Genomic DNA, 25,129 nt, shown 5'->3' on the forward strand with positions numbered 1-25,129 from the left:
ATGTAAATTGAAATAGTAACTTCCGTTTTTTTTATTAAGCGGAACTTACTTTTGCAAAGTATAGGACATAATTATCAATAATATTTATTTTTAATATATTGGAGGAATAGTTATGTCAAATTTAAATGTAAAAAAGGGAAAACATCTTACGATGGAGGATCGAATTTTAATAGAATATAGTTTAGATCAAAATTATGCTTTAAAAGAAATTGCTAAAACTCTAAAAAAAGATCCTACTACAATTTCTAAAGAAATTAAAAGAAATAAGTTTATTAAAGAAAGTGTAAAAAAGGAAAAAGATTTACTTCCATGCAAAAACCGAAAAGAATGCTCTAAAAAGCATTTATGTAAAGATGCCTGTAATAAACTTTGTAAAAAATGTATTTTTATAAATTGTTATAGAAAATGTAATGAATATACAACTAAGAAATGCACTCACCTTAATCGTTATCCATATGTTTGTAATGCTTGTGATACCGTTACTACGTGTAACGAAGAGAAACGTTATTATAAGGCTAAGCTTGCAAATGAAAAGTATCTTGATACTCTAAAATCATCAAGAGAAGGCATAAATGTTACTCATAATCAAATAAAGAAGATGGATGAATTAATATCTCCACTTGTTTTAAAAGGACAGTCATTATACCATATTTCTATACATCATAAAGAAGAAATTACTTGTTCTGAAAGGACACTTTATAATTATTTTCATAAGAATGTCTTTACCGCTAGAAATATTGATTTACCTAGAAAAGTAAAGTATAAACCTAGAAAGAAAAAAATATCTACAATAATAAAAAATCCAGGCTATAGAATTGGAAGAACATTTGAAGATTTCACTAAATTTATTGAAGACAATCCGAATATACCAGTAGTCGAGATGGATACAGTTTACGGCACACGAAGTGGAAAAGTCCTTTTAACTTTCATCTTTAGGAATTGCTCACTAATGCTAGCTTTTCTCATTAATCATTGTAGTCAAAAGTGTGTTAAAGAAGCTATTGATACCCTATATTTACTTTTAGGTAAAGAAGTGTTTACTAATAGCCTTCCAGTAATTCTAACCGATAATGGATCAGAATTTAAATTTCCTAAATCTTTAGAGTTTGATGATACAGGCAATCAACGAACAAAGATATTTTATTGTAATCCTATGGCTTCTTATCAGAAACCGTACGTTGAAAAAAATCATGAATTCATAAGATATCTGTTACCTAAAGGTGTGTCATTTGAAGAGCTATCACAAGAAGATATTACGTTTATGATGAATAATATTAACAGCGTAGCAAGGGCTAGTTTGAATGGAAACACACCATTTAAACTAGCCCAGTTAACATTAGATAAATCTCTGCTAGATAAGCTCTCTCTAAAACATATTCCAGCAGATGAAGTTTATCTAAAGCCATCACTTTTAAAAAAATAAATTATCAAAATTAAAGTAAATATCACCGGAATTTACTTTTGCAAAAAAGGAAGCAAACGGAATTTAGTTTTTCAAAAAAATTTCGTAGGCTTATTAAGCATATCTAAAAACCTCTAAATCTTAATAATCTTATTAAAATAATAGCCTATTTTTAATTATTTTATTACTTTTTTTATAAAAAAAACTGAACTTATCCTTGCAATACCAATTGATTACATAAAAATGGAAGTTACTTTTTCATTTAACGTAAAAACCCTTTATTTTATACATTTTTTTTATTTAAAGGCAAATTTTACTTCAATTATTATTCTTAACCACATATTTTTCTAACTGTTAAAATAATAAATCTAAAACCTTTAAACTATCTAGAAAAATTTTCACTTTCTAAAACTTTATTAGAAATCCATTTTCTAAAGACTTTTAAAAAAGATAAATTTATATATTTTCCTACAAAAAAAGAAGTCACTTTTGTGACTTCTTCTATCTCATCTTACTTCTTAAAACTCCTGGAATCTTTCTATATAGTCTAGGTGATATAGATTCTATATCCGATTTTCTTAAACCGCCTATAAAAATCATAATTATCCCATATATTAAAGATCCAATTCCTATTAGTATAACGGTATATATTAATGTAAATGTCCAAATTAACCATCTTGAACTCATCCCATGAGCTATACTTGCAAATGGTATTCTTCCAACGTATAAGAATATCCCCATTCCAATTGCTCCTATTATAGGTTTTAAGCATGGTTTTAAAATTGGAATTTTATATTTCACAGTACTTCTTATAGTTTGATAACATATTAAACTTGGTACTGCAAAATAAAAGAAATTTCCTATTAATACTCCAAATATATTAATACTTGGAATTCCTACAAAAATATAATTTCCTAAAACTTTAAAAACAACACCTATTGCAAATGCTATTATTAAAGGTCTAAACTTACTCATCCCTTGTAATATAGATGATTGTACTTGTGCAAGTGACATAAATATAAGTATAAATGAACCTACAATCATTAACTCTGCACCTACATCTGATCTATATAATATCATATATATTTCATTACTTAGAAAACTTAATCCTACAGCTGCTGGAATTGTTATTGCAAATGTTATCTTAAATCCAAAATTAATTTGTCTTATGATAGCTTTTCTATTTTTCAATGCATAATTCTTAGCTATACTTGGCAATATAATTGTGGTTAAAGCTGTTATAACTATTAAAGGTAATCCTAACAGTGTCCTATACATTCCAAAAAGTCCATACAGTGTATTTGCCTGTGCAATATTAAATCCTGCATGTAAGAGCCTATCATTTACATTAAACATATCTATCATTCCACCAAAGTTTTGAATTCCTGCTATTAATGTAATTGGTAATGCATATGCAAATATTTTTCTTTTAATTGCACTTTCCGAAATACTTTTTAACCCAATTTCAGTTATTTCTTTTGTTTTCTTTAGCTTTTTCTTTCTATATATATTTAAAAGGTATATTACTGCTATTAAAGCTCCCACAGATGTTCCTATGGTTCCTCCAGCAGCACCTAATGATACTTGCCATTTCCCTGAAAATAATTTCATAAATAAATAAGCGCATCCTAAACTTAAGACTACGTTTAATATCTGTTCTAGCACTTGTGATATGGCTATGCCATGCATCATATTTCTTCCTTGAAAATATCCTCTATAAGCTGCTAATACTGCAGTAAAGAATACACTTGGTGCTAAAAATAATATTGCAAAAACGGCTGGTCCATTGCTTGTATATTTTGCTAATGGATATGCTAATACCATTAAAAGAATTGACCCTATTCCTCCATATAATCCAAATGTCTTCCTCGAAATCTTCAATGCTTTTTCTGCATCTCTTTCATGACCTGTTGCTCTTAATTCTGATATAACTTTCGCAACTGCCGGTTGACATCCCATAGTAGTTACAGCATATACAAACATGAATACATCGTATCCTTTATTGTATATTCCAAGTCCTTCTTTTCCAATTATTGCTGTTAAGAAAGGAACATAAAATGCTGATAGTATCTTAGATACTATTCCCGCTATAGAGAGAATCATAAACCCCTTTGTAACAGATGATTGTTCTTTCATTTCTATACTCCTAGCTAAATATTAAACTTAAATACATCCTTTTTAATTTTCTTGAAGATTGGTGGTAATGTTTCTACTACAATTTTATCTGTTAAATAATCTAACTTTCCATCAATTTTCTTGAAATTTAATTTATATGCATAAAGGAATTGAAATTCTAAACCAAATTTACTTCTAAAAAAGGAATTTAATTTTTTATCTCCATATTTTTCATCTCCTATTATTGGACATCCTAAATGAGATAAATGAGCTCTTATTTGATGACTTCTTCCTGTTATTAAATCTATTTCTAGGAATGAAAAAGCTCCATTTGTTTGAACTGTTTTTACTTCCATACTTATTTCTTTTGAATCTGGCACTTTTTTATCAAATATTTTAGATATATTTACTTCTTCATTTTTTAATATATATCCTTTATAAAGACCATCTTTTATTTTTCCTTTTACTATAGTATTATAGTATTTTTTCACTTTACCTTCTCTTATTATTTCATTTAATTCTTTTAAACCTTCAAAGTTTTTTCCGAATATAACCATTCCTGATGTGTTTCTATCAAGTCTATTACATGGAGCTGGTGTAAATGTTATCTCCTTTTCTGGAAGATAAGCTCCCTTTTCATTTAAGTAAGATAGTACATAATCAGTAAGAGTTGGTATTTTTTTATTGCTATCTGGATGAACTAGCACTCCAGGCCATTTTTCTACAATTACCATATTTTCATCTTCATAAGATATTTTCATACTTTTTGGATCTACCTTTATGAAGTTTTCTTTAGTTTCTGTTGCTTTTTTACTTTGTATGTATTTTATTTCTACTACATCATTAAGTTCTAATGCGTATTTCTCTTTTTGCTTTTTTCCGTTTACTCTAATATCCCCTTTTCTAAGTGCCTTAAAGATAGCACTTAATGGTACATCTTTTAATAATTTTCTTAAAAATTTATCTAATCTTTGTCCTGCTTCATTTGATCCTATTTCGATTCTCACCTTTTTAATCAACTCCTATTTTTACTTCTTTCGTGAAATTTCTTCATTTAAATAGATTAATCTTTATTTACGCTCTTGTCAAATAGTTAAATGCCGCTTTGCTTTGAATAGCTACTCCAATTGGAAGCGCATCTTCATCTATGTCAAACATGCCACTATGTGCTGGTCTAAAACTATCATTCTTTTTACTACCTGTTCCTAAGAAGTAGAATGCTGAATCTCTCTCCATTGCAAAATATGCAAAACTCTCTACTCCCATACTTGGATTAGGTTGTTCTAAAACATTATTTTCGCCAATTATTTCACTACTTGCATTTCTTATTAATGAAACACATGAATCTTCATTTATAAGACAAGGATAACTCTCTTCTATTAAAACTGCAGCTTCTCCTCTCCCTGTTTTAGCAATTCCTTCTGCAACTTCTACAACTCTTTCTGTTACAAACTTTCTATCTTCAGGTGTAGTTGTTCTTATAATGCCTTCAATTTGTGCCTCTTCTGGAATTATATTTTGTGCAGTTCCAGCATGAAAACTTCCAACTGTTATAACACAAGGATTTAAAGCTGATATTTCTCTACTAACTATAGTTTGTAATGTTGTAACTATATTTGCTCCAATTACTATAGGATCTACTGTAGTACTCGGTCTTGCCCCATGTCCTCCATGTCCTTTTACTTTTATTTTATATGGATTTGATGCTGCATTTACCATACCATTTTTTATCATTATTTTTCCTACTTCTAATTTTTCTTCTACATGAAGTCCAATTACTTTGTCTACCCTTGGATTTTCTAATATTCCATCTTTTATCATGTGTGGAGCTCCACCTGTTGTTTCCTCTGCTGGTTCAAAAATTAACTTTATAGTACCACCAAATTTATCTTTGTTTTTATTTAAAACTTTAGCTACCCCTAAAAGAATAGTTGCATGTGCATCATGTCCACAAGCATGCATTTTCCCTTTTTCTTTAGAAGAATATTCACATACCTTTTTTTCTTCTATTGGTAATGCATCCATATCCGCCCTTATTCCTATTACCTTACCATTATCATCTAACTCGCCTTTTATTATTCCACAAAGTCCACTTATCCCACATTCTTTATATTCAATTCCTTCCCTATCTAAAAACTCCTTTATTTTCCCTAAAGTTCTGAATACTTCAAATCCTAATTCTGGATGCATATGAAAATCTCTTCTTATATCTATAAGTTCTTCTTTAAATTTATTTGCTTCTTTAAAAAAATCTATCATTTTAACTCTCCTTATATTTCATTAATTATAAAATAAGACTTATATTCATTTTTGAATATAAGTCTTACTAAAATTATATATTATATTCTTTTCCTCTTCAACCAAACTTAGTTCGCTTCTTTTCTTAATATTTTCTAATTTTCTAAGCTTAATAAATTTTTCTCTAGAAGAATACTTAATTTAAAGGTTTTTTCTCCGCTATCCATAAGAAGAATTGTTATTCTATCCCCATCTAACTTTCTTATTATCCCTTTTTCTCCTCTTCCTTTATGAATAACTCTCGCTCCTACTTTAAAACCTTTATTCTCCATTTCTTTTATTTGAAAATTTGTTTCTTTTAAAAATCTTGAAGTTTCTCTCATTTTCCCACCTCTAGTTCTAGGTGATAAAATAGTTAAATTTTCTATAGCTCTTGTCATTCCAACATAGAATATTCTTCTTTCTTCCTCTATCCCTTCTTCCTTTGCAGAACTATGTGGCATTGATTCTTCTATACAATTTACTAAAAACACATTTTCAAATTCCATTCCCTTTACTCTATGTATAGTACTTAAAAGTACTCTATCTTCATCTTTATCATCTTTAGAATTTTTTATTTCTTCCTTTACTTCTTCTATATGACTAAAAAATCCTAAAATATTATTAAAATCACTTGCTAGTATTTTAAGTTCTTCTAATATCTCTTCTAAATCATCTATACTCTGCCCAAACTTTTTAGCATATTCCTGTAAATAGTCTATATAATCCAAATCACTTATAATAAATTGAATTGCACTTCCTAGTGAAATTTTTGAAAGATAATTTATATCTTTTTTTAAATCTTCTAACTTGCTTTTTTGAAATGCATGTATATCTGTTTTATTTATCAATGCATCAAAGGGATTTAAATCACCTTTATAATTTTTTATATATTCTATATTAGCCTTACTCACATATCTAAATGGTTTATTTATCACTCTAAGAAAATTTTCCTTACTTCTTATATCTAATGCTAATGTTAAATAAGCTATAATATCTTTACAAATAAAGTGATCATAAAAATTAAATTCTTTATCTAATATATTAAAAGGAATACGACTTCTCGTTAATGCATCAATAAAACTCATGACTTCTGCATTAGTTCTATAAAGAATTATATTTTGATCAAACCTATAATCTTTATTCCAAACATTTTCCTTTATTTTTCTTACTACAATATCTCCTTGTTCCTTTTCATCTGCTGGAAATAGGCACTGAATTTCTCCATCTTTTTCTTTAAATGAATTCATATTCTTTATATTTCTACTCTTGTTATGAGATATTAATTCTCTAGCTCCATGAACAATATTTTTATTGCTTCTATAATTAGTTTCCAAAAAATATTTCTTTCCACCCTTAAAAATCCTATCAAATATAACCATATATTCTGGCTTTGATCCTCTAAATGAATAAATACACTGATCTTCATCTCCTACAGTGAATAGTTTATTTTCTTCTCCCTCATTCATAAGTTTTAAAAATTCAATTTGTAATTTATCACAATCTTGAAACTCATCTACTAATATATATTTAAACAATCCTCTATATCCACTTAAAAGCTCCCTATTATTCTCTAATAGTTCTAATGCTTTTATTGCTAAATCATCAAAATCTAATAAATTATTTTCCTTTTTAAATATCTCGTATGCCTCTAAACATTCTATAAATATATTCTTAGTTACTGAAGGATTAAAACTATTTATATCTTCTCTACTCGTTTTAAATATGGAAATATTATTTTTTATTTCTTTTATCTTATCATCATTTACTTCATCAGAATATTTCTTTAAAATAGCTTGTATAATTCTATTTGTTTTATATTCTTCAACTATATTTATTTTAACACCCTCTCTTAAAAGCATTTTATAAAACAGCCCATGAAAAGTTCCAAAAAAAGGTGCTCCCTTTGTTTTAAATCTATTTATATATCTTTTTTTCATATTTAAAGCTGCTGCTTTTGTAAAAGTTATAACAATAATATTTTTATTTAGCACTTTTAACTGTTCAGTTAAAAAATTTATTTTATTTATGATAACAGTAGTTTTACCTGATCCCGGTGCTGCAACTACCAATATATTTTTTTCCATTCCTTTCACAGCTAACTCTTGATTACTATCTAAGTTCAATTTATCACCTTCTCATTAATAATTATAGACATACTTCTTTATAAATAACTACTCTATTTTAATAATTATTATAAAAATCTACAATACTCTTCATTTGTCATCTAAAATAAAATATATTTTTACACATAAAAAAAAGCACTATACCATTAGTATAATGCCCCCTCTTTATTCTACTTCTATTGCTACTTGCTCTAATAATCTTTCTAAAGATAAATGTGTCAACCCTTCATTATTATCTAAGTAATCTACAAATACACATTCTTCCCCAAGATTTATTTTTTTGTGCATAACACATTCTTCAAAACATTTCTCATTTGTTTCTATATTAGACCAAAACGGACAATTTCTCATATCTCTTCCCCCACCTTGTAAACGAATCCATTTATTTACCATCATTATACAATAATAAATTTTGAAAATAAACCCTTTTTTCCAAAATTTATTTATTTTTTTATATATTTTCAATTATTTTAACTTATTATAAATGGTTTGCTTAAATAATACCCCTGAAAATATTCATATCCTTCTTCAATTCCTTCATTATATTCTTCAATATTTTCAATTTTCTCTGCTAAAAACTTCGCCTTCCCATTTATCATCTTTATTTTTCCTAATATCTCCATTCTTTCTTCTTTAGATGTCTTTATAAAGTCAATTTTATAGATATCTATAAAATTCAAGAATTTCTCATATTCAATCTCATGGCTAACATCATCTAATGCTAAAATATATCCTTCTTTTTTTAATTCCCCTAATCTACTCAAAACTTTATCTGTCGGCCTTACATCTTCTAATATCTCAATTACAACTGCTTCCCTTTTTAAGCCTTCATATTCTTTAGCAATAATTGAACCTTCTGGGAAATTTATAAATGCTCTTTTATCTTCAGTAAGTTTTTTACTTCCCATTGCCTTAAATATTTTTATAGTTTGCATAGTAGCTTTACAAGCTTCTATAGTATAGTCATATTTATTATTATTTGATGTTCTATAAAGTAGTTCATATCCTATTACTTTTTTTTCTTTATCATATATTCCTTGTCTTGCTAAAAAATTATCCATTTTATTCCTCCCCTTATAAAATTTGAATAATAAAAGAATTACCGTATGCTATTTTGCATACGGTAATCTGTTCTATTATTTAAAAAGTCCTGTATTTTTCCCTACTGAAATATCAATAATTTCATTTTGGAATGCTTTTAATAAAGCTTTTTCTAAAACTTTCTCTTGATCAAAGTTTTCAATATCTTTGCATTCAGCAAAAACTTTATTTAACTCACCCTTTATATTTCTATAAGTTAAAGTTACATTTGGTTTATCATACTCAACTTTAACTATTCTTATACCCCAAGAAATTTGAGCGAAATCATCCTCTAAATCTAATTTTGTAAGATCTTTTAATCTTTCTTTTTCCTTAGTAGGATCATTCACTATTATTAATTTATCTCCAACTTTATACTTTGCCATGTTATTTTCCTCCTAGTTTATCCTGTTTGCTACACTTTGATTTTACCATTTTAACAATTTTGTTTCAACTAACTTTTTCCAATTTGTTTCCTTTTAATTAATTCTTCACATATATTTCAAAAAAAAAAGAACAGTAAACTGTTCTCAACCTAAAAATAAACTAAAAATAAATAAACATGGAATTGTTATTTTTTTAACAACTTTGTTTATATTTTAACATATTTATCTTGCAATATCAATATTTAATTTTATTTTTTATAATTTCCCACTTTAAAAGGAATTTATTGTACTTTTATCTAATAACTTTTATTAATTAAACATCATAATTAGTAAATAACTATTGATTTTTCTTTAAAAAGACTATATAATTATATCATATTAGATAAGGAGCGAAAAGATATGGAAAACATCTCAACAATTTTTAAAGAGAAAAAATTAAAACTTACTCCTCAAAGACTTGCTGTATATAAGTATTTGATGAGTACTTGTGAGCATCCTTCTGCAGAAGTTATTTATAAGGCAATACAACCTGAATATCCAACTATGAGTTTAGCTACAGTATATAAAGCATTAAAAACTTTAGCCGAAGTTGGATTAGTTAAAGAAATAAATGTTGGTGAAGGAAACTTTAGATACGATGGTAAATGTGATACTCATCCTCATATTCAATGTATAAAATGTGGTAAAGTTGAAGATTTATCAAATGAAGCTTTCAAGAATATAAATGATCAGGCAAAACAATTATCTGATTATGAAGTTCTTTCAAATCAATTATATTTCTATGGTGTATGTAAAGACTGCAGAAATTAAAAGCAACGCTATGTAAGCGTTGCTTTTTTTAATACTCTTTCCCATTCATGTCCGTCATAATGACCATTCATAATATTCACAAGTTCCTCATTTATAATCCAAATATTTTTATTTGAAATTATATTAAAATATAATTTATTTATTTGATCTGCAGCATTTATTGAACTAGCCATTTTCCCTTGTATTCCTACTCTTCCACTATCTATATATTTATTACCTGTTACACCATTATAATCATTCAAGCTTTCTATTCCACGTTGCACTAAAAACCTTAAAAAATCATCTACCTTCCCAGTATTTGTTCCTATTGTAGATGTAAATATTATATCTATTCCAACAGGTGCATTTATATATTTATTTTCTATTGGTAATCTATTTATTAATGTTGTTTTTATTTCTGAACTTAGCTTATTTGCTGCTAGTGTAGTTGTTAATATTGCTGGAATTTTCCCCTCATTAAATTGCTTTAAAATATTTTCATCGCCTTCAACAAAATTTTCTTCTCTAAAGCTTCCCATTTGATAGTACTTATGCATCTCATCAAATATTCTTTGCCCATCTTTAATACTTGTAATTTTCTTTTCTATAGCTCCTGTAATCTCTCTTTCACTCAGATCATAAATTACAGTATCATTTGCTACTAATGCACTTAGCAATAATTCTTTTGAATATTCACTTTCAATCCATGTAGCTATCTTTATACCCTTTTCCTTTAATTGCATTATTGCTTCAGCCATATTATCTTTCTCAATTCTTACTCCAAGTTTTTCTAAATAATCTACATTTAAAATTAAATCTAAAGAAAAAGGCATTAATGATATTCCCCAATATCGTCCATTTTGTCTAGGATACACATTAGTTATTATAGAAAATTTCTCTCTTGTTCGCTTTTCTTTATATAGATATGTTAAATCCCTTAGTAAATCATTTTCTATAAAATCATAAAATGAATACCCATCTAAAACAACTAATTTTGCTTCTGACTTTTCCTTTATATTCTTCTTTATTTCATTTTCATCAGAAACCCCAATTAATTTTATTTTTTTGCCAGATACATCCTCATAGGTTTTTACAACTCGCTTTATAACATCTATTTTTTGTACAGTTTTTTCATTAAAATATACCTCAATTTCTTTTCCTGAATTCTCCTTTTTACCACAACTGACTACTACACAAATAAATACCATAATTAAACATATGTAATTAAATTTAATTTTTAATCTGTACATTTTATTTTTCTCCTAACTAGATAATCATTTATTTTATTCACCTACATATACTTAATTGAGGAGGGATATAAATGATATTTTCTAAATTTAAAAATCTAAAATCTCTAATTATATTATTAGTATTAATTTTCTCTTTTACTCTACTTATTTTGTTTTTTTATAAAGAAAAAGAAAATAGTCTAATTTATACAAATGTAGATTTAAATAAAAAACATTTAATTGATATTACTGGTGATGGAGAAAAGGAAACTATAGAGATTTTGAATAAAGATAATCTATACGATATAAAAATCACTACTACAGATTCAACTATTTTACTAAGTTCATTATTACCTGATGAAGAAATGTGTTCTTCTGATAAAGGAAATATATTTAAAATTAGATTTATAAATATTTCTAGAGATAATAAACCTGAAATTCTTGTACAAGGAATTAAAAATAACTCAACAATAAACTATGTTTTTTCTTATGATCAAAAATTCAAACTTACTTTAAGTGATAACAATAATATTTGTGGTGTTATTGATTCTAATATGGTTAAAACTCCACAGTTTATAACTTTAAATTATTCTGAGAAAAAAGAAAATCTTAAATCTCATATGCTAATTAACAATGAGATTATTGATTCAACTAGACATAATACTATAGTTCCTGGGCTTGACGCTATAATTTCATTAATTGATTACATTAATCTTGAAGTAGAAATAGATAGTCACCCTGAAGTCTTTACAGATAACATCGCTTCTAATGATTTATCTCAACTTTGGAAGTTGGATAAGGATACCTTTAAATATATATTTAAAGATAGTTTCTTTTTTGATTCAACTTTAGACGATAAAGGAAATATAATAGAATGCACTTATATTCTTTCTTTTACAAAACAAAATAAAAAAGACAGTTCAATCTCTCCATTTGATGTAGAGGTAAAATTAATAAAAGATTACTATAATACACTTAAAATCTCTGAAATGAGATTTTTCTCTCAAAAATAAAAAGGCCGCATTTGCGGCCTAAAAGGGGGATGGGGGGGTTAACTATACTTAATAGTATAGTTATAAAAGATATATCTCTTTTACATTATTATTATTAACCAAAAAAATTTTTTTATTCATTTTTTTTCACACCTTCATATGCCCCATTTAAATATAAGTAAATCGTCTTATCTATAAAATTTGATCTCTCTTCATCATTTACGATTTTTTTAAGAGCTAACAGCATTTCTATGTTTGGATCATCAGGATTTATATCTCTTCTTTTTCTAGTATTATTTTCCTCATTAGTATTATTTTTAATTTTATTATCCATATCTTTAAAGCTTTTTTCATTCATATTATTTTCTTCTACATTATTACCTTGTTGCTGATTCATTAAATTATTCAATAATACTAATGGATTTATATTCCCCATCCCATTAAACATATTATTCATTTGATTATTATTCATTTGATTGTTATTTTCATCAAACTCATTATTTTCAGAAAAATTGTTATTTCTATTTCCATCATTATTGTTACTATCAAAGTTCAAATTATCCATATTTATGCCATTTTGATTTAAACTACTCATAATATTATTTAATTTATTTTGATCAATATTACCAAGCATAGACATGAGTGCATTGGGATCTATTCCGAATGGATTATTATTCATATTCTCATTGTAAAACATTTCATCATTTCTATTTCTGTGTTTCTTCTTACTTCCCATAAACCTCTCCCATTTATATTTATTCTTTATATTATATGTACCAAATTGTTTTTTGCTATTATTTTTGCGCATTTTTTTGGAGGGCTATAAATAGCCCTCCAACAACTACCAATTTTTATAAAATTGATTAATTTGTTTAGATTAATTTAGCTTACCTAAACTAAGATTAGATCATGAATCCATTTCCACCAAATCCATTTCCACATCCGCCACAAGCTAATAATAATATTAGAATTAACCACATACCATTATTATCGCCACAACCATCGTCGCATCCATTTCCACAGTTTCCAAATCCATTTCCACCACCACAGAAAGCTAATAGAATTATAATCCATAACATTCCATTTTCTCCATTTCCACATCCGTTTCCATATCCATTATATGGCATTACAACTGTACTATTACATCCACATCCGCATCCGCAGCTTTTTCTACTTTTTGACATACTAATTTCCTCCTTTATTTTTAAATTAAATAGTTTATATTTTTATTAACAGCTTGAACCACAGTTTCCAAATCCATTTCCACCACAAGCTAATAATAATATTAGAATTAACCACATTCCATTTCCACCACAACTATTTCCACCGTAGTTATTCATCATACAAGGATCTACTGGTGTATAAAATGTTTGAGTTGTTTTCTTAAACTTTGGAGGATCACAGCAACAACAATTACAGCAACTTCCACAATTATTATTTCCACATCCACCTCTGTTATTTCCACAAGCTAGTAATAATATTAGAATTAACCAAATTCCATTATTATTGTTACAATTGTTATGATGATGTTTGCTTCCACATGATGAAGATTTATTATCATCACAGCTTGATCCATCAAATCCATTTAAGATATCATTAATTTCCATAAACAAATTCCTCCTTTATTTTTTTATTTTCTTGTTTTTCTTTGTTTATACTATATTGTATGACCTATATTAATTTTTGACACAAAAATAAAAAAAAGACTGAAAAAATTTTTATTTTTCAGTCTTTCTTTTCTATTAATCTAAGTCCGTTGCATATTCTAGGAAAAGATTGTCTATAAGTACTTCTTTTCCTTTTTTATTTAATGATGAGAAAAAGTATAATTTATCTTCTTTTTCTAACTTTAAAGTTTCTCTTATAATCTTTTCACTTTTTCTAAGTTCATTATTAGAAAGTTTATCACTCTTTGTAGCTACAACAACAACATCATATCCATAATGCAATATCCATTCATGCATCATTATATCATCTCCTGTTGGCTTATGTCTTGAATCAACTAAAAGAACAACCCTCTTTAGCTCTTCTCTTCCAGCTAAATAGTCTTCAATCGTCTGTCCCCAACTTTCTTTTTCTGCCTTAGATACTTTTGCATATCCATATCCAGGTAAATCAACAAGATAAAAATCATTATTTATTAAAAAGAAATTTATAAGTTTAGTTTTACCAGGCGTTTGACTTACTTTTGCTAATTTTTTTCTATTAGTAAGGGCATTTATTATTGAACTTTTACCAACATTAGAACGTCCAACAAAAGCAATTTCTACTCTTTCATCTATTGGATATTGTGGTTTCTTAACAGCTGATATTATAAATTCAGATTGTTTTATTCTCATTATTTATTCACTCCAATTATTGCATTTTTTAATACTGTATCAATATGGTTTGCAGTTACTATTTTTAATTTTTCTCTAATTGAAAGAGGTATCTTTTCTATATCTTTCTCATTATCTTTAGGAATTATTATAGTATCTATTCCAAACCTTGATGCAGCTAAGGCTTTTTCTTTTAATCCTCCAATTGGAAGTACTCTTCCTGTTAAGGTTATTTCACCAGTCATTGCGACATTATGTCTTACTTTCTTCTTAGACAATGCTGATATTAAAGCCGTTATCATAGTTACTCCTGCTGATGGTCCATCTTTTGGAACTGCACCTTCTGGAACATGAATATGAATATCTTTATTCTTATAAAAATCTCCATTTATTCCATATTCTTTCGCATTAGCTCTAACATATGTAAATGCAGCTTTTGCAGATTCTTGCATAACTTCTCCAAGCTTTCCTGTTAGTTGAAGTTTTCCTGTTCCATCCATCACCATTGCTTCTACTGGTAATGTATCACCACCATAAGCCGTCCATGCCATTCCAGTTACTACACCAATTTTATTTTCTTTATCCATTTCATCCGGTGAGAAAATTCTTTTCCCTAGTAATTCCTCAGCCTTTTTATCACTTATTGAAATAGATTTTTTATCCTCTTTTATCATTTGTGTTAATGATTTTCTAACTAACGACCCAATAACTCTATTTAATCCTCTAACACCAGATTCTCTAGTATATCCATCTATAAGTAATCTTAATGCTTTATCTGATATTTTTATAGTTTTTGAATCAACATTATGATCTTTTAAATTTTTAGGAAGTAAATATTTTTTTGCAATATTAAACTTCTCTTCATAAGTATAACCTGACACTTCTATTATTTCCATTCTATCTAAAAGAGGTCTTGGAATTGTATCTAAACTATTTGCTGTTGCCACAAATAATACTTTAGATAAGTCCATTGGAACTTCTAAATAATTATCTCTAAATGTATTATTTTGCTCTGAGTCTAGAACTTCTAAAAGTGCATCTGAAGGCTCTCCTTTATAGCTTGAACTTATTTTATCTATTTCATCTAAAAGAATTACAGGATTCATAGATTTTGCACTCTTCAAAGCATATGCTATTCTTCCTGGCATTGCTCCTACATAAGTTTTTCTGTGTCCTCTGATTTCAGATTCATCTCTCATTCCACCTAGTGCTATTCTTGAATAGTTTCTATTCATTGATTCTGCAATTGATTTAACTATGGATGTTTTTCCTACTCCTGGAGGTCCTACTAAACAAAGAATTGGTCCTTTCATGTCTCCACTAATCTTTTTAACAGCTAAGAACTCAATTATTCTATCTTTTACATCCTCTAATCCAAAATGATCTCTATTTATTATTTCCTCTGATTTTGGTATATCTATACTTTCTTCAGTCTTTTCTTCCCAAGGAATATTTAAAAGCCATTCTATATATGTTGTAATTACATTACTTTCCGAGCTACTTGCACCTAATGTTTTTAATCTTTTTACTTCTTGTAACGCTTTTTCTTTTACTTCAGCAGGTAATTCTCTAGAATTAATTTCTTGCTCAAGCTTTATGTGCTCTTCTTCTTCGTCATCTCCAAGCTCTTCTTGTATAGCTTTAATCTGTTCTCTTAAAAAGTATTCTTTTTGACTTTTATCAATTTTACTTTTTACCTTTTGTGCAATCTTTTTTTGTACTTTTAAAATTGCAATTTCTTCTTCTAATAATACTGATAAAAGATTCATTCTCTTTTTAAGATCTAAAGTTTGAAGAAGTTTAACTCTATCTTCTTCTTTACTTACAGCAATTCCTGAAATAATATCAGTAAGTCTCGCTGGATTGTTATCTAACTCTATTCCTTTTACCATATCAGGATTATTATCACCTATAGTATTCATATATGTTAAAAATGATTTCTTTAAGTTTCTTAAAATTGCATCAATTTCAACATCATCTGATTCTTCATCTTTAATTCGCTCTATTTCAACTTCTAAATAATTTTTCTTATTTTTAAATTTTGATATTTTCCCTTTTTCTTTTCCTTCAACAAGAACCTTAAAAATATCATTTGGTAATTTTACGATTTGCTTTATACTAGCTACTGTTCCTATTTTGCTTATATCACTTCTTTTTGGTTCATCAGTTTCTATATTTTTTTGAGGTGCTAAGAAAATTTCTCCATCATTCTTCATAGCTATCTCGACAGCTTCTTTTGATTTTTCTCTACCAACCTCAAAATGAATAACCATATTAGGAAAAATAGTTAATCCTCTAAGAGGAATTAAAGGAAGCACTTTATTATTCTCCATTTTATCCTTCCTCCATTCTATATTTTATACTATACTAACTTAGTATATCATAAGTATAGTATTTTTCAACGTTTATAGTATTAGTTCTTTTTAAGCAAAAAGCCTATCTTTTTTTTCAAAGATAGGCTTACTATTATTCTTCTATTTTAGCAGTTTCTAAAAGATTATTATTATCTCTAACTATTTCTGGTTCCATCTTACTAGTTATACATTTATCATTTATGATAACTTCTGTAATAGACTCATCAGAAGGTGCATTAAACATAATATCCATCATTACTTCTTCAATGATAGCTCTTAATCCTCTAGCTCCTGTTTTTCTCTTAATAGCTTCTTCTGCTATAGCTCTTAAAGAATCTTCTCTAAAAGTTAAGTTTACATTATCTAATTCAAATAGCTTTTTGTATTGTTTTACTAAAGCATTTTTTGGTTCTGATAGAATCTTAACTAAAGCTTCTTCATCTAAATTTTCAAGAGTTACTATTATAGGAAGTCTTCCTACAAACTCTGGAATTAATCCAAATTTTAAAAGATCTCCAGGCATTATATCTTGTAGTAAAACACCTAAGTCTTTTTCTTTTTTAGATTGAACACTAGCTCCAAATCCAATTCCACTTTTTTCTGTTCTTTTTTCGATAATCTTATCAATTCCATCGAAAGCTCCACCACAAATAAATAATATATTTGTAGTATTAATTTGAAGAAGTTCTTGATGTGGATGTTTTCTTCCACCTTGTGGTGGTACAGATGCTACTGTTCCTTCAAGTATTTTTAATAATGCTTGTTGAACTCCTTCACCTGAAACATCTCTAGTTATAGATGGATTTTCTGATTTTCTTGTAATTTTATCAATCTCATCTATGTAGATAATTCCTCTCTCTGCTTTTTCTATATCATAATCAGCATTTTGTATAAGTTTTAAAAGAATATTCTCTACATCTTCTCCAACATATCCAGCTTCTGTTAATGTTGTAGCATCTGCCATTGCAAAAGGTACATTAAGTATTTTTGCTAATGTTTGAGCTAAAAGAGTTTTTCCTGAACCTGTTGGTCCTAGTAGTAAAACGTTACTTTTTTGAAGTTCTACTTCTCCTTCAATTCCTTGCTTTGAATTTATTCTTTTATAGTGATTATAAACTGCTACAGATAAGGATTTTTTAGCTGTATTTTGTCCCACAACATAATCATCTAAATGGTTTTTGATTTCTGCTGGTTTTGGTAACTTATCTAATACAACTTCTGGCTTATCTTCAATAATTTCTTCTTTTATTATCTCTGAACATAAATCTATACATTCATCACAAATATATACTCCTGGTCCAGCTATTAGCCTCTTAACTTGCTCTTGACTTTTACCACAAAAAGAACACTTTAGCTGTTTTTTATCTTCATACTTAGCCATATTTCCACCTCACTAAAGCATACTATTTTTCAATTTCGTTTTTTTGAATTACTTTGTCTATTAGACCATATTCCATTGCTTCATCAGCTTCTAAGAAATAGTCTCTTTCAACATCGACATTTATTTGTTCTAAAGGTTTCCCTGTATTTTCGCTTAAAATTTTATTTAATTTTTCTTTTATTCTTATTATTCTTTTAGCATGAATATCTATATCAGTTGCCTGCCCTTGGAATCCTCCTAAAGGCTGGTGTATCATTATTTCTGCATTTGGAAGTGCAAATCTTTTTCCCTTTTGACCTGCTGAAAGCAAGAATGCTCCCATTGATGCTGCCATTCCTATACATATAGTAGATACATCTGATTTTATATAATTCATTGTATCATATATAGCCATCCCTGAAGTTATTGAACCTCCTGGACTATTTATATATATATATATATCCTTATCTGGATCTTCACTTTCTAAAAATAGTAATTGTGCAACTACTAAATTTGAAGTAATATCATTTATTTCTCCATTTATCATTATTATTCTATCTTTTAATAATCTTGAAAAAATATCATAGCTTCTTTCGCCTCTATTTGTTTGTTCTACGACCATTGGCACTAAACTCATACGTTTTCCCCTCCTTAAAATGTAACTTTTATTATTATTAACAAATTTGCTATATCTTAATCTATAGTCTTTTATTTTGCTAATTTTATTTTAAATAATTGCCAGAAAATATCATTCTCTGGCAATTAATTCTGTTACATATTTTATTTTTTATTATTATTTACAGTTGTCTTCTAATAATTTTATAGCTTTTACAACTATCATTTCTTTTTCTATCATAGCTCTTTGAGTTGTAGCTAACATTTTAGCCATCTCTTCAGCTTTATCTTCACCAGTATACATTTTTGCTAATTCTAAAGCTTTTTCATTAACTTCTTCATCAGAAATTTTAAGGTCTTCTGCTTTAGCAATAGCATTTATTACTAATTCACCTTTAACTTTCTTTTCAGCATTTTCTTTCATGTATGATCTCATTTTAGCTTCATCATTTCCAGTGAATTCCATATATTGTTCAAGAGTTAATCCTTGATATTTTAATCTATTTTCTAAATCTGCTACCATTGAATCAATTTCTTTTTCAACCATTACTGATGGAATTTCCATTGTTGAGTTTTCTATAACAGCTGAAACTAAAGCATCTTCGAATTCTCTGTTTGCTTTTTCTTCATTAGCTGTAGCTAATTTTTCTCTCATATCAGCTTTTAAAGCTTCTAAGCTATCAAATTCTGATACTTCTGAAGCAAACTCATCATCTACTTCTGGTAATTCTTTAACTTTAATTTCTTTAACAGTTACTTCAAATTTAGCTTCTTTTCCATTTAAATCTTCTTTTCCATAGTTTTCTGGGAAAGTAACAACTACATCTTTGCTATCACCTTTTGCCATTCCAACTAATTGTTCTTCAAAGTTCCCTATGAATGAACCTGAACCTATTTCTAATGGATAATCTGTTCCTTCTCCACCTTCAAAAGCTTCATCTCCGATAAATCCTTTAAAGTCGATTACAGCTACATCACCAGTTACTACAGTTCCTTCAGTTTTTTCTACAACTCTAGCACTTTTTTCTTGCATAGCTTTAATTTGATTATCTATTTCTTCTTCTGATACTTCATATGAAGGTTTTTTAACATCTAACCCTTTGTATTCTCCTAAAGTAATTTCTGGATATACAGTTACAGTAGCAGTATATACTAAATCTTTTCCTTCACCAACTTCTAATACATCGATTGATGGGAAATCTACAGGTCTTATGTTATTTTCATCTAGTACAGTTGGATATGTTTCATTGATTACAACATTTACAGCGTCATCAAATAAAACTTCTAATCCGTAGAATTTTTTAACCATAGCTAGTGAAACTTTTCCTTTTCTAAATCCTGGTATGTTAAATTTATTTTTGTTTTTGTTGAATGCTTTATTTAAAGCAGCAGTAAATTTTTCTGCCTCTACTCTCACTTCAAATTTTACAACGTTAGCTTCTATTTTTTCCATTTTAGCTTCCATTTCATTATTCCTCCTAAAATAGTTCTTTTTCACATTTATTAACTAGGCTATTATACCATAGTTTAATGCTTGTTATCAAACTTTAATTCTTACTTTAAATCTTATTTATTCTTTAGAAAGCATTCCCTCATTATTAAGAATATATTCTTCATTTCCAACTTTTACATTTATTCCATTTTTTTCTTTATTTATTTCCAAAATCTCCACATTCGGTGAAGCTGATTTAAAAACTGCAAATGAAGTATTTGTATTTAAATTTAATATCCATAAATATTGATTTTGTGCTGCTGTTCCAAAATACGGTAAATTACTTTTATAAACTATAGTATTATCATCTATAAATTTTGGATTCATTCCCCAAATATAATCTTTTCCTGTATCTTTTTCCTTTTGTATCATGACATCCTTTGGATATTTTTCTCCTCTTTTAGAAACATACTGCTCTTTAGTTATATTTTTTACATTTCCATCTACATTTAATAGAAACATATTTTGATTTTTATCAACTATAACAGCTTCCTTTCCATTTGGTGAAACATCATATTGATAAGTATCACCTATTATAGATTTAAAATTTTTATTTCCATTATCGTCATTTACTTGAAAATCTACTTTTTCATTATTTAATAGATTAAATGAAACTTTCTCTTCCTTACTCTCACTTACCTTTTCAGCAGGTTTTTCTTTCTCTACTTCCTGATTATTTGTTTCAGGTTCTGATTTGGTTTCATTTCCTCCTGTTGTATTTCCACTATTAACCCAAGCTTGAAGATTATATACTATTTGGTTAAAATCCATGTCTTTTAGCTTAACTTGATAAAATATTCCTAGAAAAATAATTAATATTGCACAAATTATGCCTATTATCTTTAATCTTCTACGTTTCATCTTTTTTTCATAATCTTTACTAAATATACTCGGCTTACCCAAACTTATTCCTCCTATAATTTTCTCTATTTATTTTTACAACATCCTGAACATACCTCTATCCCCAATTCTCTTTTTTCTTTATCTGTTAACTTAGCTTCATTTTCTGTATAAGCTTCGTATTCTTCTGAATCTTTTAAAAGTGTCTTTTTATCTAAATGTATCATAATTTCATTTCTCCTTTAGTTTACCATATTTTATAACATCTTAGTAATTAAGTATAATTTCTAAAAACAACTTTAGTCAATAGTATTATTTATAATTTGAATTTATTTTTGCATTTATTTATTTGCAAATTAAAATTACCACATTTTTTACTTATAATTCAAGTAATTTAATTTACCATAGTTATATTTTTAGATATTATAAAGAAGAAACTGGTTTCTATTCTCCAGTTTCTCTCTTTATTTTTATTATTTAATTTTCTATATTTTAGCTTATATAATTCATTGGATTCGTATGTCTTCCATTTATTCTTACTTCAAAATGAAGATGAGGACCTGTACTCATTCCTGTTGAACCTACTAATGCTATTGCTTGTCCCGTAGATACTTGTTGTCCATTAGAAACTAATAATTTAGTTGAGTGAGCATAAAGTGTTTGAACTCCACTACCATGATCAATAACAATTGTATTACCATATCCACTCATCCAGCCTGAATAAACAACTGTCCCACTTTTAGCTGCTACCGTTGTTGCTCCTTGTGGTGCTGCAAAGTCTGTTCCTGTATGGAATCCATTTGGATTTCCTGTTACAGGATGAACTCTTGGTCCATATTGACTTGAAATGCTATATGAACTTGGTCTTACATATCCGCCTGATGACTGCTGTCCTGTGCTTCCATTATTACTCGAGTTGTTATTACTACTTGAATTGCTATTGTTATTTGAATTATTACTGTTTTTATTTATATTTGTATCAAATATAGTATCAATTTGTTTTTGAAGATCTGCATTAAAGTCCATTAAATCTCCAATCTTACTATCTATACTATCTTTTTGATTTTCTAACTTTGATAATACTTCTCTCTTTTCATTTTCAATACTTTCTAAATTTCCAACTTCTTTTTGCCATTTGTCTCGTTCTACTAATGCTTTGTCTTGTAAACTTTGCTGTTCCTCTCTACTCTTTTCGACATCAACTTTACTTTCTTCAATTTCTTTTCTATTTGCTTCTAAAGATTTTTTTTCTTCTCCTAATTGTACAGTTAATTCTTTTATTTCTGTAATTAATGTCTGATCTGTTTTTATAATTTTTTCAATATTAAATAATGTAGAAAAAAATTCTCCTACAGAATTACTTGAAAACAACATATGTAAGAACTGCGCATTCATATCTATTTTATAATAGTTACTTAACCTCTGTCCTAAAATTTCTTCTCTTACTTTTTTTTCTTCTTCATTATTAGTTATTTTTTCTTCTGTTTGAGCTATTTTATTCCCAAGATCAGTTATCTTGTTTTCTAGTGCTGAAATTTCACCATTTATTTTATCAATCTCTTTTTGATATTTATCTACTTCACTTTGATATTTATCTAAATTCTTAGTTTTACTTTCAATTTCTTTCATTATTTCTGAAAGCTTTTCTAACTCTTGTTCTTTCTCTCCGTCTATTTTTTCCTTATCTTTTTCTAGCTCATTTATTTTATTTTTATTTTGTTCTATCTGATTTTCTTTATTTGTATCTGCAAATGCAACTACTTCCCCTAAAAATGGTGTGGCGAGACACCCCGCTAATATTAATGCTCCTATTTTCTTTTTTATCATTTTATACTTCCCCCTATGATTTTCTTATAATGAAAAGTTCTCTACATTATTAACTATCCACTTTCCATTTTGGTAAACTACATTAGTAAAAAACTTTTTATTTTCTTTGTCATTCGAAACCCCTATTATGCCAAATATATCTTTACTTATTGTATAATCTACATCACAAACTACAGTTCCTATATATTTTCCATCTTTATAACTAAAATTACTTTTTTCTTTATCTATTGTTAACGACTCTAATTTATAAGTATTTTTTAAAAATAAATACTTTTTCTCTAAGATTGAATATATCTTATTTTTTGCTTCTTCAGTTGACTCCTTAATTTCTTCTCCATTTTCATTATTCAAAGCATTAAAAACACTCTCATAAAAATTATTTAATGATGAATCAACTTCTGTCCATAATTTATCGTTAGCCATATTAATCTTTAAATTTATAATAGATGAATCTTTTACTATAACTTTCTCTCCCTGTATCTTTCCCCATGGAAATTCCTTTTCTAAACTTAAGCTTATACTTCCATCCATAGGCATTGGTCCTATATCCTTAAAGTCTTTTACTTTCTTTTTAGATGAAACTCCATTTACTAGTACTTCTGCATCTTCAAACTCTGAATTTACAGTTACTTTTTCTCCCTTTAAATCTAAATTTATATTAGTGTTATTTAAAACAATTATTTCTCCTGTTTCTTTTATAATTCCATACTTACTATTTACAGAAGCTTCTAAGTTATATTGACCTGGAATTATATTCTCTATCGTTTTTCCTGCTTCAATTTTTTTATTATTTAAGGTTATTTGTACATCTTTTAAATTTGCATTAACTAATAAATCAAAAGTTTTCAAATCAATGTAATATCTTTTTCCAAAAATATTTTTTTCACTTCTGATTTCCATTATCTTAGTTGCTCCATTATTCTCTACTAAATTTACAAACTCTAAAACTTTATCACTTCTACCACTAAAATATTTAGTTAATGGTTCTAATTCATTTCCTCTAGCTTCTTTTCCATTTACTTTAATAATACTATTTAAAGTTTTTATATTACTATTTTCTAATCCTACTTTCAATTTATTTATAACTTCATTTTTATTATCTTTAGGCATTCCTATTAAATATCCTAAAATTAAACATAAAACTAATGCAGTAGGTATTATAATTTTCTTATTTTTTTGCCAAAAAGCTAAACCATTAATTTTCTTCAAGTTAAGTTTTTTTGTTTTTTCTATAGTTTTCCTTTTAAAATTCCCCTTTTTTACATCTTTTTTCATTTTTACACACAACCTCTACATCTATAATACTTCAATAGTTTCCAAAAAATCAATATTATTAATATTTTTTTAATAATTATACTCATACTATATTTTTCTGTAAAGTTATTTTTTATTTTTAATTTCATTCACTTATGTGTATCTTTCTCTAGTTAAAAAAGATAAAAAATTAAGGGATTGTTAAAAACAATCCCTATCTAATACTTATATATTCTTTTTTAATTTACTCTAATATATCTATTAACCATTTACCACAATCTACACATTTAAATACTCTAATTACAAATAAATCTAATTTATCATTTGCTAAAACATTCTTATATTTTTCTTTTTCTTCATTTGTTATAAATTCATCTTCTCCATTTATATACCCATGAATTTGAATATAATAATTACCTCTACTCTTATTACAACATTCATTATCATCTGCTGTTTCTATTTTTTCATAATCTAATCCTTCTTGAAAATCTTGGATTATAGCAATAATATCTTCATATTCTTCTATATCATCTATAAAATCCTCTTCATAAAATTTTAAATCTTTAACCTTAAAAAGTTCTTTCATAATGTTCCTCCAGTATCTTTTAAACTATCTACTTATATAATTATATTCATATAATACTATGCTATAATATAAAAAACAATTTTTATT

The 25,129-nt window shown here is 27.2% G+C and carries 24 protein-coding genes; 3 read left to right on the forward strand and 21 right to left on the reverse strand.

Annotation, left to right across the window (positions count from 1 at the left end; all coding sequences use genetic code 11):
• Window positions 1–112 precede the first annotated feature (112 nt).
• Window positions 113–1,423 (forward strand): IS30 family transposase, encoded by a 1,311-nt coding sequence (locus tag Q0W06_RS00435; RefSeq protein ID WP_297629805.1) that lies wholly within the window; start codon window positions 113–115, stop codon window positions 1,421–1,423.
• Between the two features lie 480 nt (window positions 1,424–1,903).
• On the opposite strand, the gene Q0W06_RS00440 is transcribed toward Q0W06_RS00435, so the two are convergent.
• The 7 genes from Q0W06_RS00440 to Q0W06_RS00470 form a co-directional block, all read right to left on the reverse strand.
• Window positions 1,904–3,538, reverse strand: coding sequence for a polysaccharide biosynthesis protein (locus tag Q0W06_RS00440; protein ID WP_297629807.1), 1,635 nt, complete (start codon window positions 3,536–3,538; stop codon window positions 1,904–1,906).
• A gap of 14 nt (window positions 3,539–3,552) precedes the next feature.
• Entirely contained in the window at window positions 3,553–4,524 is a 972-nt protein-coding gene (locus tag Q0W06_RS00445) for an RluA family pseudouridine synthase (RefSeq protein WP_297629810.1), read from the reverse strand.
• 67 nt (window positions 4,525–4,591) lie between these two features.
• Entirely contained in the window at window positions 4,592–5,776 is a 1,185-nt protein-coding gene (locus Q0W06_RS00450; RefSeq protein WP_297629813.1) for a M20 family metallopeptidase, read from the reverse strand.
• Between the two features lie 134 nt (window positions 5,777–5,910).
• Entirely contained in the window at window positions 5,911–7,920 is a 2,010-nt protein-coding gene (locus Q0W06_RS00455; protein ID WP_297629815.1) for an ATP-dependent helicase, read from the reverse strand.
• 165 nt (window positions 7,921–8,085) lie between these two features.
• Window positions 8,086–8,271 (reverse strand): hypothetical protein, encoded by a 186-nt coding sequence (locus tag Q0W06_RS00460; protein ID WP_297629817.1) that lies wholly within the window; start codon window positions 8,269–8,271, stop codon window positions 8,086–8,088.
• 119 nt (window positions 8,272–8,390) lie between these two features.
• The gene (locus tag Q0W06_RS00465) at window positions 8,391–8,981 is read right to left on the reverse strand and encodes an EAL domain-containing protein (protein ID WP_297629820.1); all 591 of its coding nucleotides are present in this window, start codon (window positions 8,979–8,981) and stop codon (window positions 8,391–8,393) included.
• Window positions 8,982–9,056: 75 nt separating this feature from the next.
• A complete protein-coding gene (locus Q0W06_RS00470) occupies window positions 9,057–9,386 on the reverse strand; it encodes a hypothetical protein (protein WP_297629823.1) in 330 nt (109 codons plus the stop codon).
• Between the two features lie 399 nt (window positions 9,387–9,785).
• Between Q0W06_RS00470 and Q0W06_RS00475 the strand changes: the two genes are divergently transcribed.
• Window positions 9,786–10,196, forward strand: a complete 411-nt coding sequence (locus Q0W06_RS00475) for a transcriptional repressor (protein WP_297629826.1) — start codon at window positions 9,786–9,788, stop codon at window positions 10,194–10,196.
• Between the two features lie 8 nt (window positions 10,197–10,204).
• Here Q0W06_RS00475 and Q0W06_RS00480 read toward each other — a convergent pair whose 3' ends face one another.
• Window positions 10,205–11,425, reverse strand: coding sequence for a hypothetical protein (locus Q0W06_RS00480; RefSeq protein ID WP_297629829.1), 1,221 nt, complete (start codon window positions 11,423–11,425; stop codon window positions 10,205–10,207).
• Between the two features lie 71 nt (window positions 11,426–11,496).
• Here Q0W06_RS00480 and Q0W06_RS00485 point away from each other — a divergent pair, with 71 nt between their 5' ends.
• Window positions 11,497–12,417: a hypothetical protein gene (locus Q0W06_RS00485; protein WP_297629832.1), complete on the forward strand. Its 921-nt coding sequence runs from the start codon at window positions 11,497–11,499 to the stop codon at window positions 12,415–12,417.
• Window positions 12,418–12,529: 112 nt separating this feature from the next.
• On the opposite strand, the gene Q0W06_RS00490 is transcribed toward Q0W06_RS00485, so the two are convergent.
• The 13 genes from Q0W06_RS00490 to Q0W06_RS00550 all read right to left on the reverse strand — a co-directional run bounded on the left by Q0W06_RS00490 (window position 12,530) and on the right by Q0W06_RS00550 (window position 25,042).
• Window positions 12,530–13,132 (reverse strand): hypothetical protein, encoded by a 603-nt coding sequence (locus Q0W06_RS00490; protein WP_297629835.1) that lies wholly within the window; start codon window positions 13,130–13,132, stop codon window positions 12,530–12,532.
• A 166-nt stretch (window positions 13,133–13,298) separates the two neighbouring features.
• Window positions 13,299–13,580, reverse strand: a complete 282-nt coding sequence (locus tag Q0W06_RS00495) for a chorion class high-cysteine HCB protein 13 (protein ID WP_366516740.1) — start codon at window positions 13,578–13,580, stop codon at window positions 13,299–13,301.
• 45 nt (window positions 13,581–13,625) lie between these two features.
• Entirely contained in the window at window positions 13,626–14,003 is a 378-nt protein-coding gene (locus Q0W06_RS00500) for a hypothetical protein (protein WP_297629837.1), read from the reverse strand.
• Between the two features lie 135 nt (window positions 14,004–14,138).
• Complete coding sequence (gene yihA, locus Q0W06_RS00505; RefSeq protein WP_297629840.1) at window positions 14,139–14,735, reverse strand: ribosome biogenesis GTP-binding protein YihA/YsxC; 597 nt, start codon at window positions 14,733–14,735, stop codon at window positions 14,139–14,141.
• The gene (gene lon / locus Q0W06_RS00510; protein ID WP_297629842.1) at window positions 14,735–17,047 is read right to left on the reverse strand and encodes an endopeptidase La; all 2,313 of its coding nucleotides are present in this window, start codon (window positions 17,045–17,047) and stop codon (window positions 14,735–14,737) included. Before lon ends, yihA begins: the two co-directional genes overlap by 1 nt.
• A gap of 133 nt (window positions 17,048–17,180) precedes the next feature.
• Window positions 17,181–18,449 (reverse strand): ATP-dependent Clp protease ATP-binding subunit ClpX, encoded by a 1,269-nt coding sequence (clpX, locus tag Q0W06_RS00515; RefSeq protein WP_297629844.1) that lies wholly within the window; start codon window positions 18,447–18,449, stop codon window positions 17,181–17,183.
• A gap of 22 nt (window positions 18,450–18,471) precedes the next feature.
• Window positions 18,472–19,065: an ATP-dependent Clp endopeptidase proteolytic subunit ClpP gene (clpP, locus tag Q0W06_RS00520; protein WP_297629847.1), complete on the reverse strand. Its 594-nt coding sequence runs from the start codon at window positions 19,063–19,065 to the stop codon at window positions 18,472–18,474.
• Between the two features lie 156 nt (window positions 19,066–19,221).
• Window positions 19,222–20,508: a trigger factor gene (tig, locus tag Q0W06_RS00525; protein WP_297629849.1), complete on the reverse strand. Its 1,287-nt coding sequence runs from the start codon at window positions 20,506–20,508 to the stop codon at window positions 19,222–19,224.
• A gap of 105 nt (window positions 20,509–20,613) precedes the next feature.
• Entirely contained in the window at window positions 20,614–21,438 is an 825-nt protein-coding gene (locus Q0W06_RS00530) for a hypothetical protein (RefSeq protein WP_297629852.1), read from the reverse strand.
• A 23-nt stretch (window positions 21,439–21,461) separates the two neighbouring features.
• Window positions 21,462–21,602, reverse strand: a complete 141-nt coding sequence (locus Q0W06_RS00535; RefSeq protein ID WP_297629855.1) for a hypothetical protein — start codon at window positions 21,600–21,602, stop codon at window positions 21,462–21,464.
• 265 nt (window positions 21,603–21,867) lie between these two features.
• A complete protein-coding gene (locus tag Q0W06_RS00540) occupies window positions 21,868–23,202 on the reverse strand; it encodes a M23 family metallopeptidase (protein WP_297629858.1) in 1,335 nt (444 codons plus the stop codon).
• Window positions 23,203–23,226: 24 nt separating this feature from the next.
• Complete coding sequence (locus Q0W06_RS00545) at window positions 23,227–24,477, reverse strand: hypothetical protein (RefSeq protein ID WP_297629861.1); 1,251 nt, start codon at window positions 24,475–24,477, stop codon at window positions 23,227–23,229.
• 223 nt (window positions 24,478–24,700) lie between these two features.
• A complete protein-coding gene (locus Q0W06_RS00550; protein ID WP_297629864.1) occupies window positions 24,701–25,042 on the reverse strand; it encodes a hypothetical protein in 342 nt (113 codons plus the stop codon).
• Between the last annotated feature and the right edge of the window lie 87 nt (window positions 25,043–25,129).

Source organism: uncultured Clostridium sp. (assembly GCF_947072515.1).
Taxonomy (GTDB): domain Bacteria; phylum Bacillota; class Clostridia; order Clostridiales; family Clostridiaceae; genus Clostridium.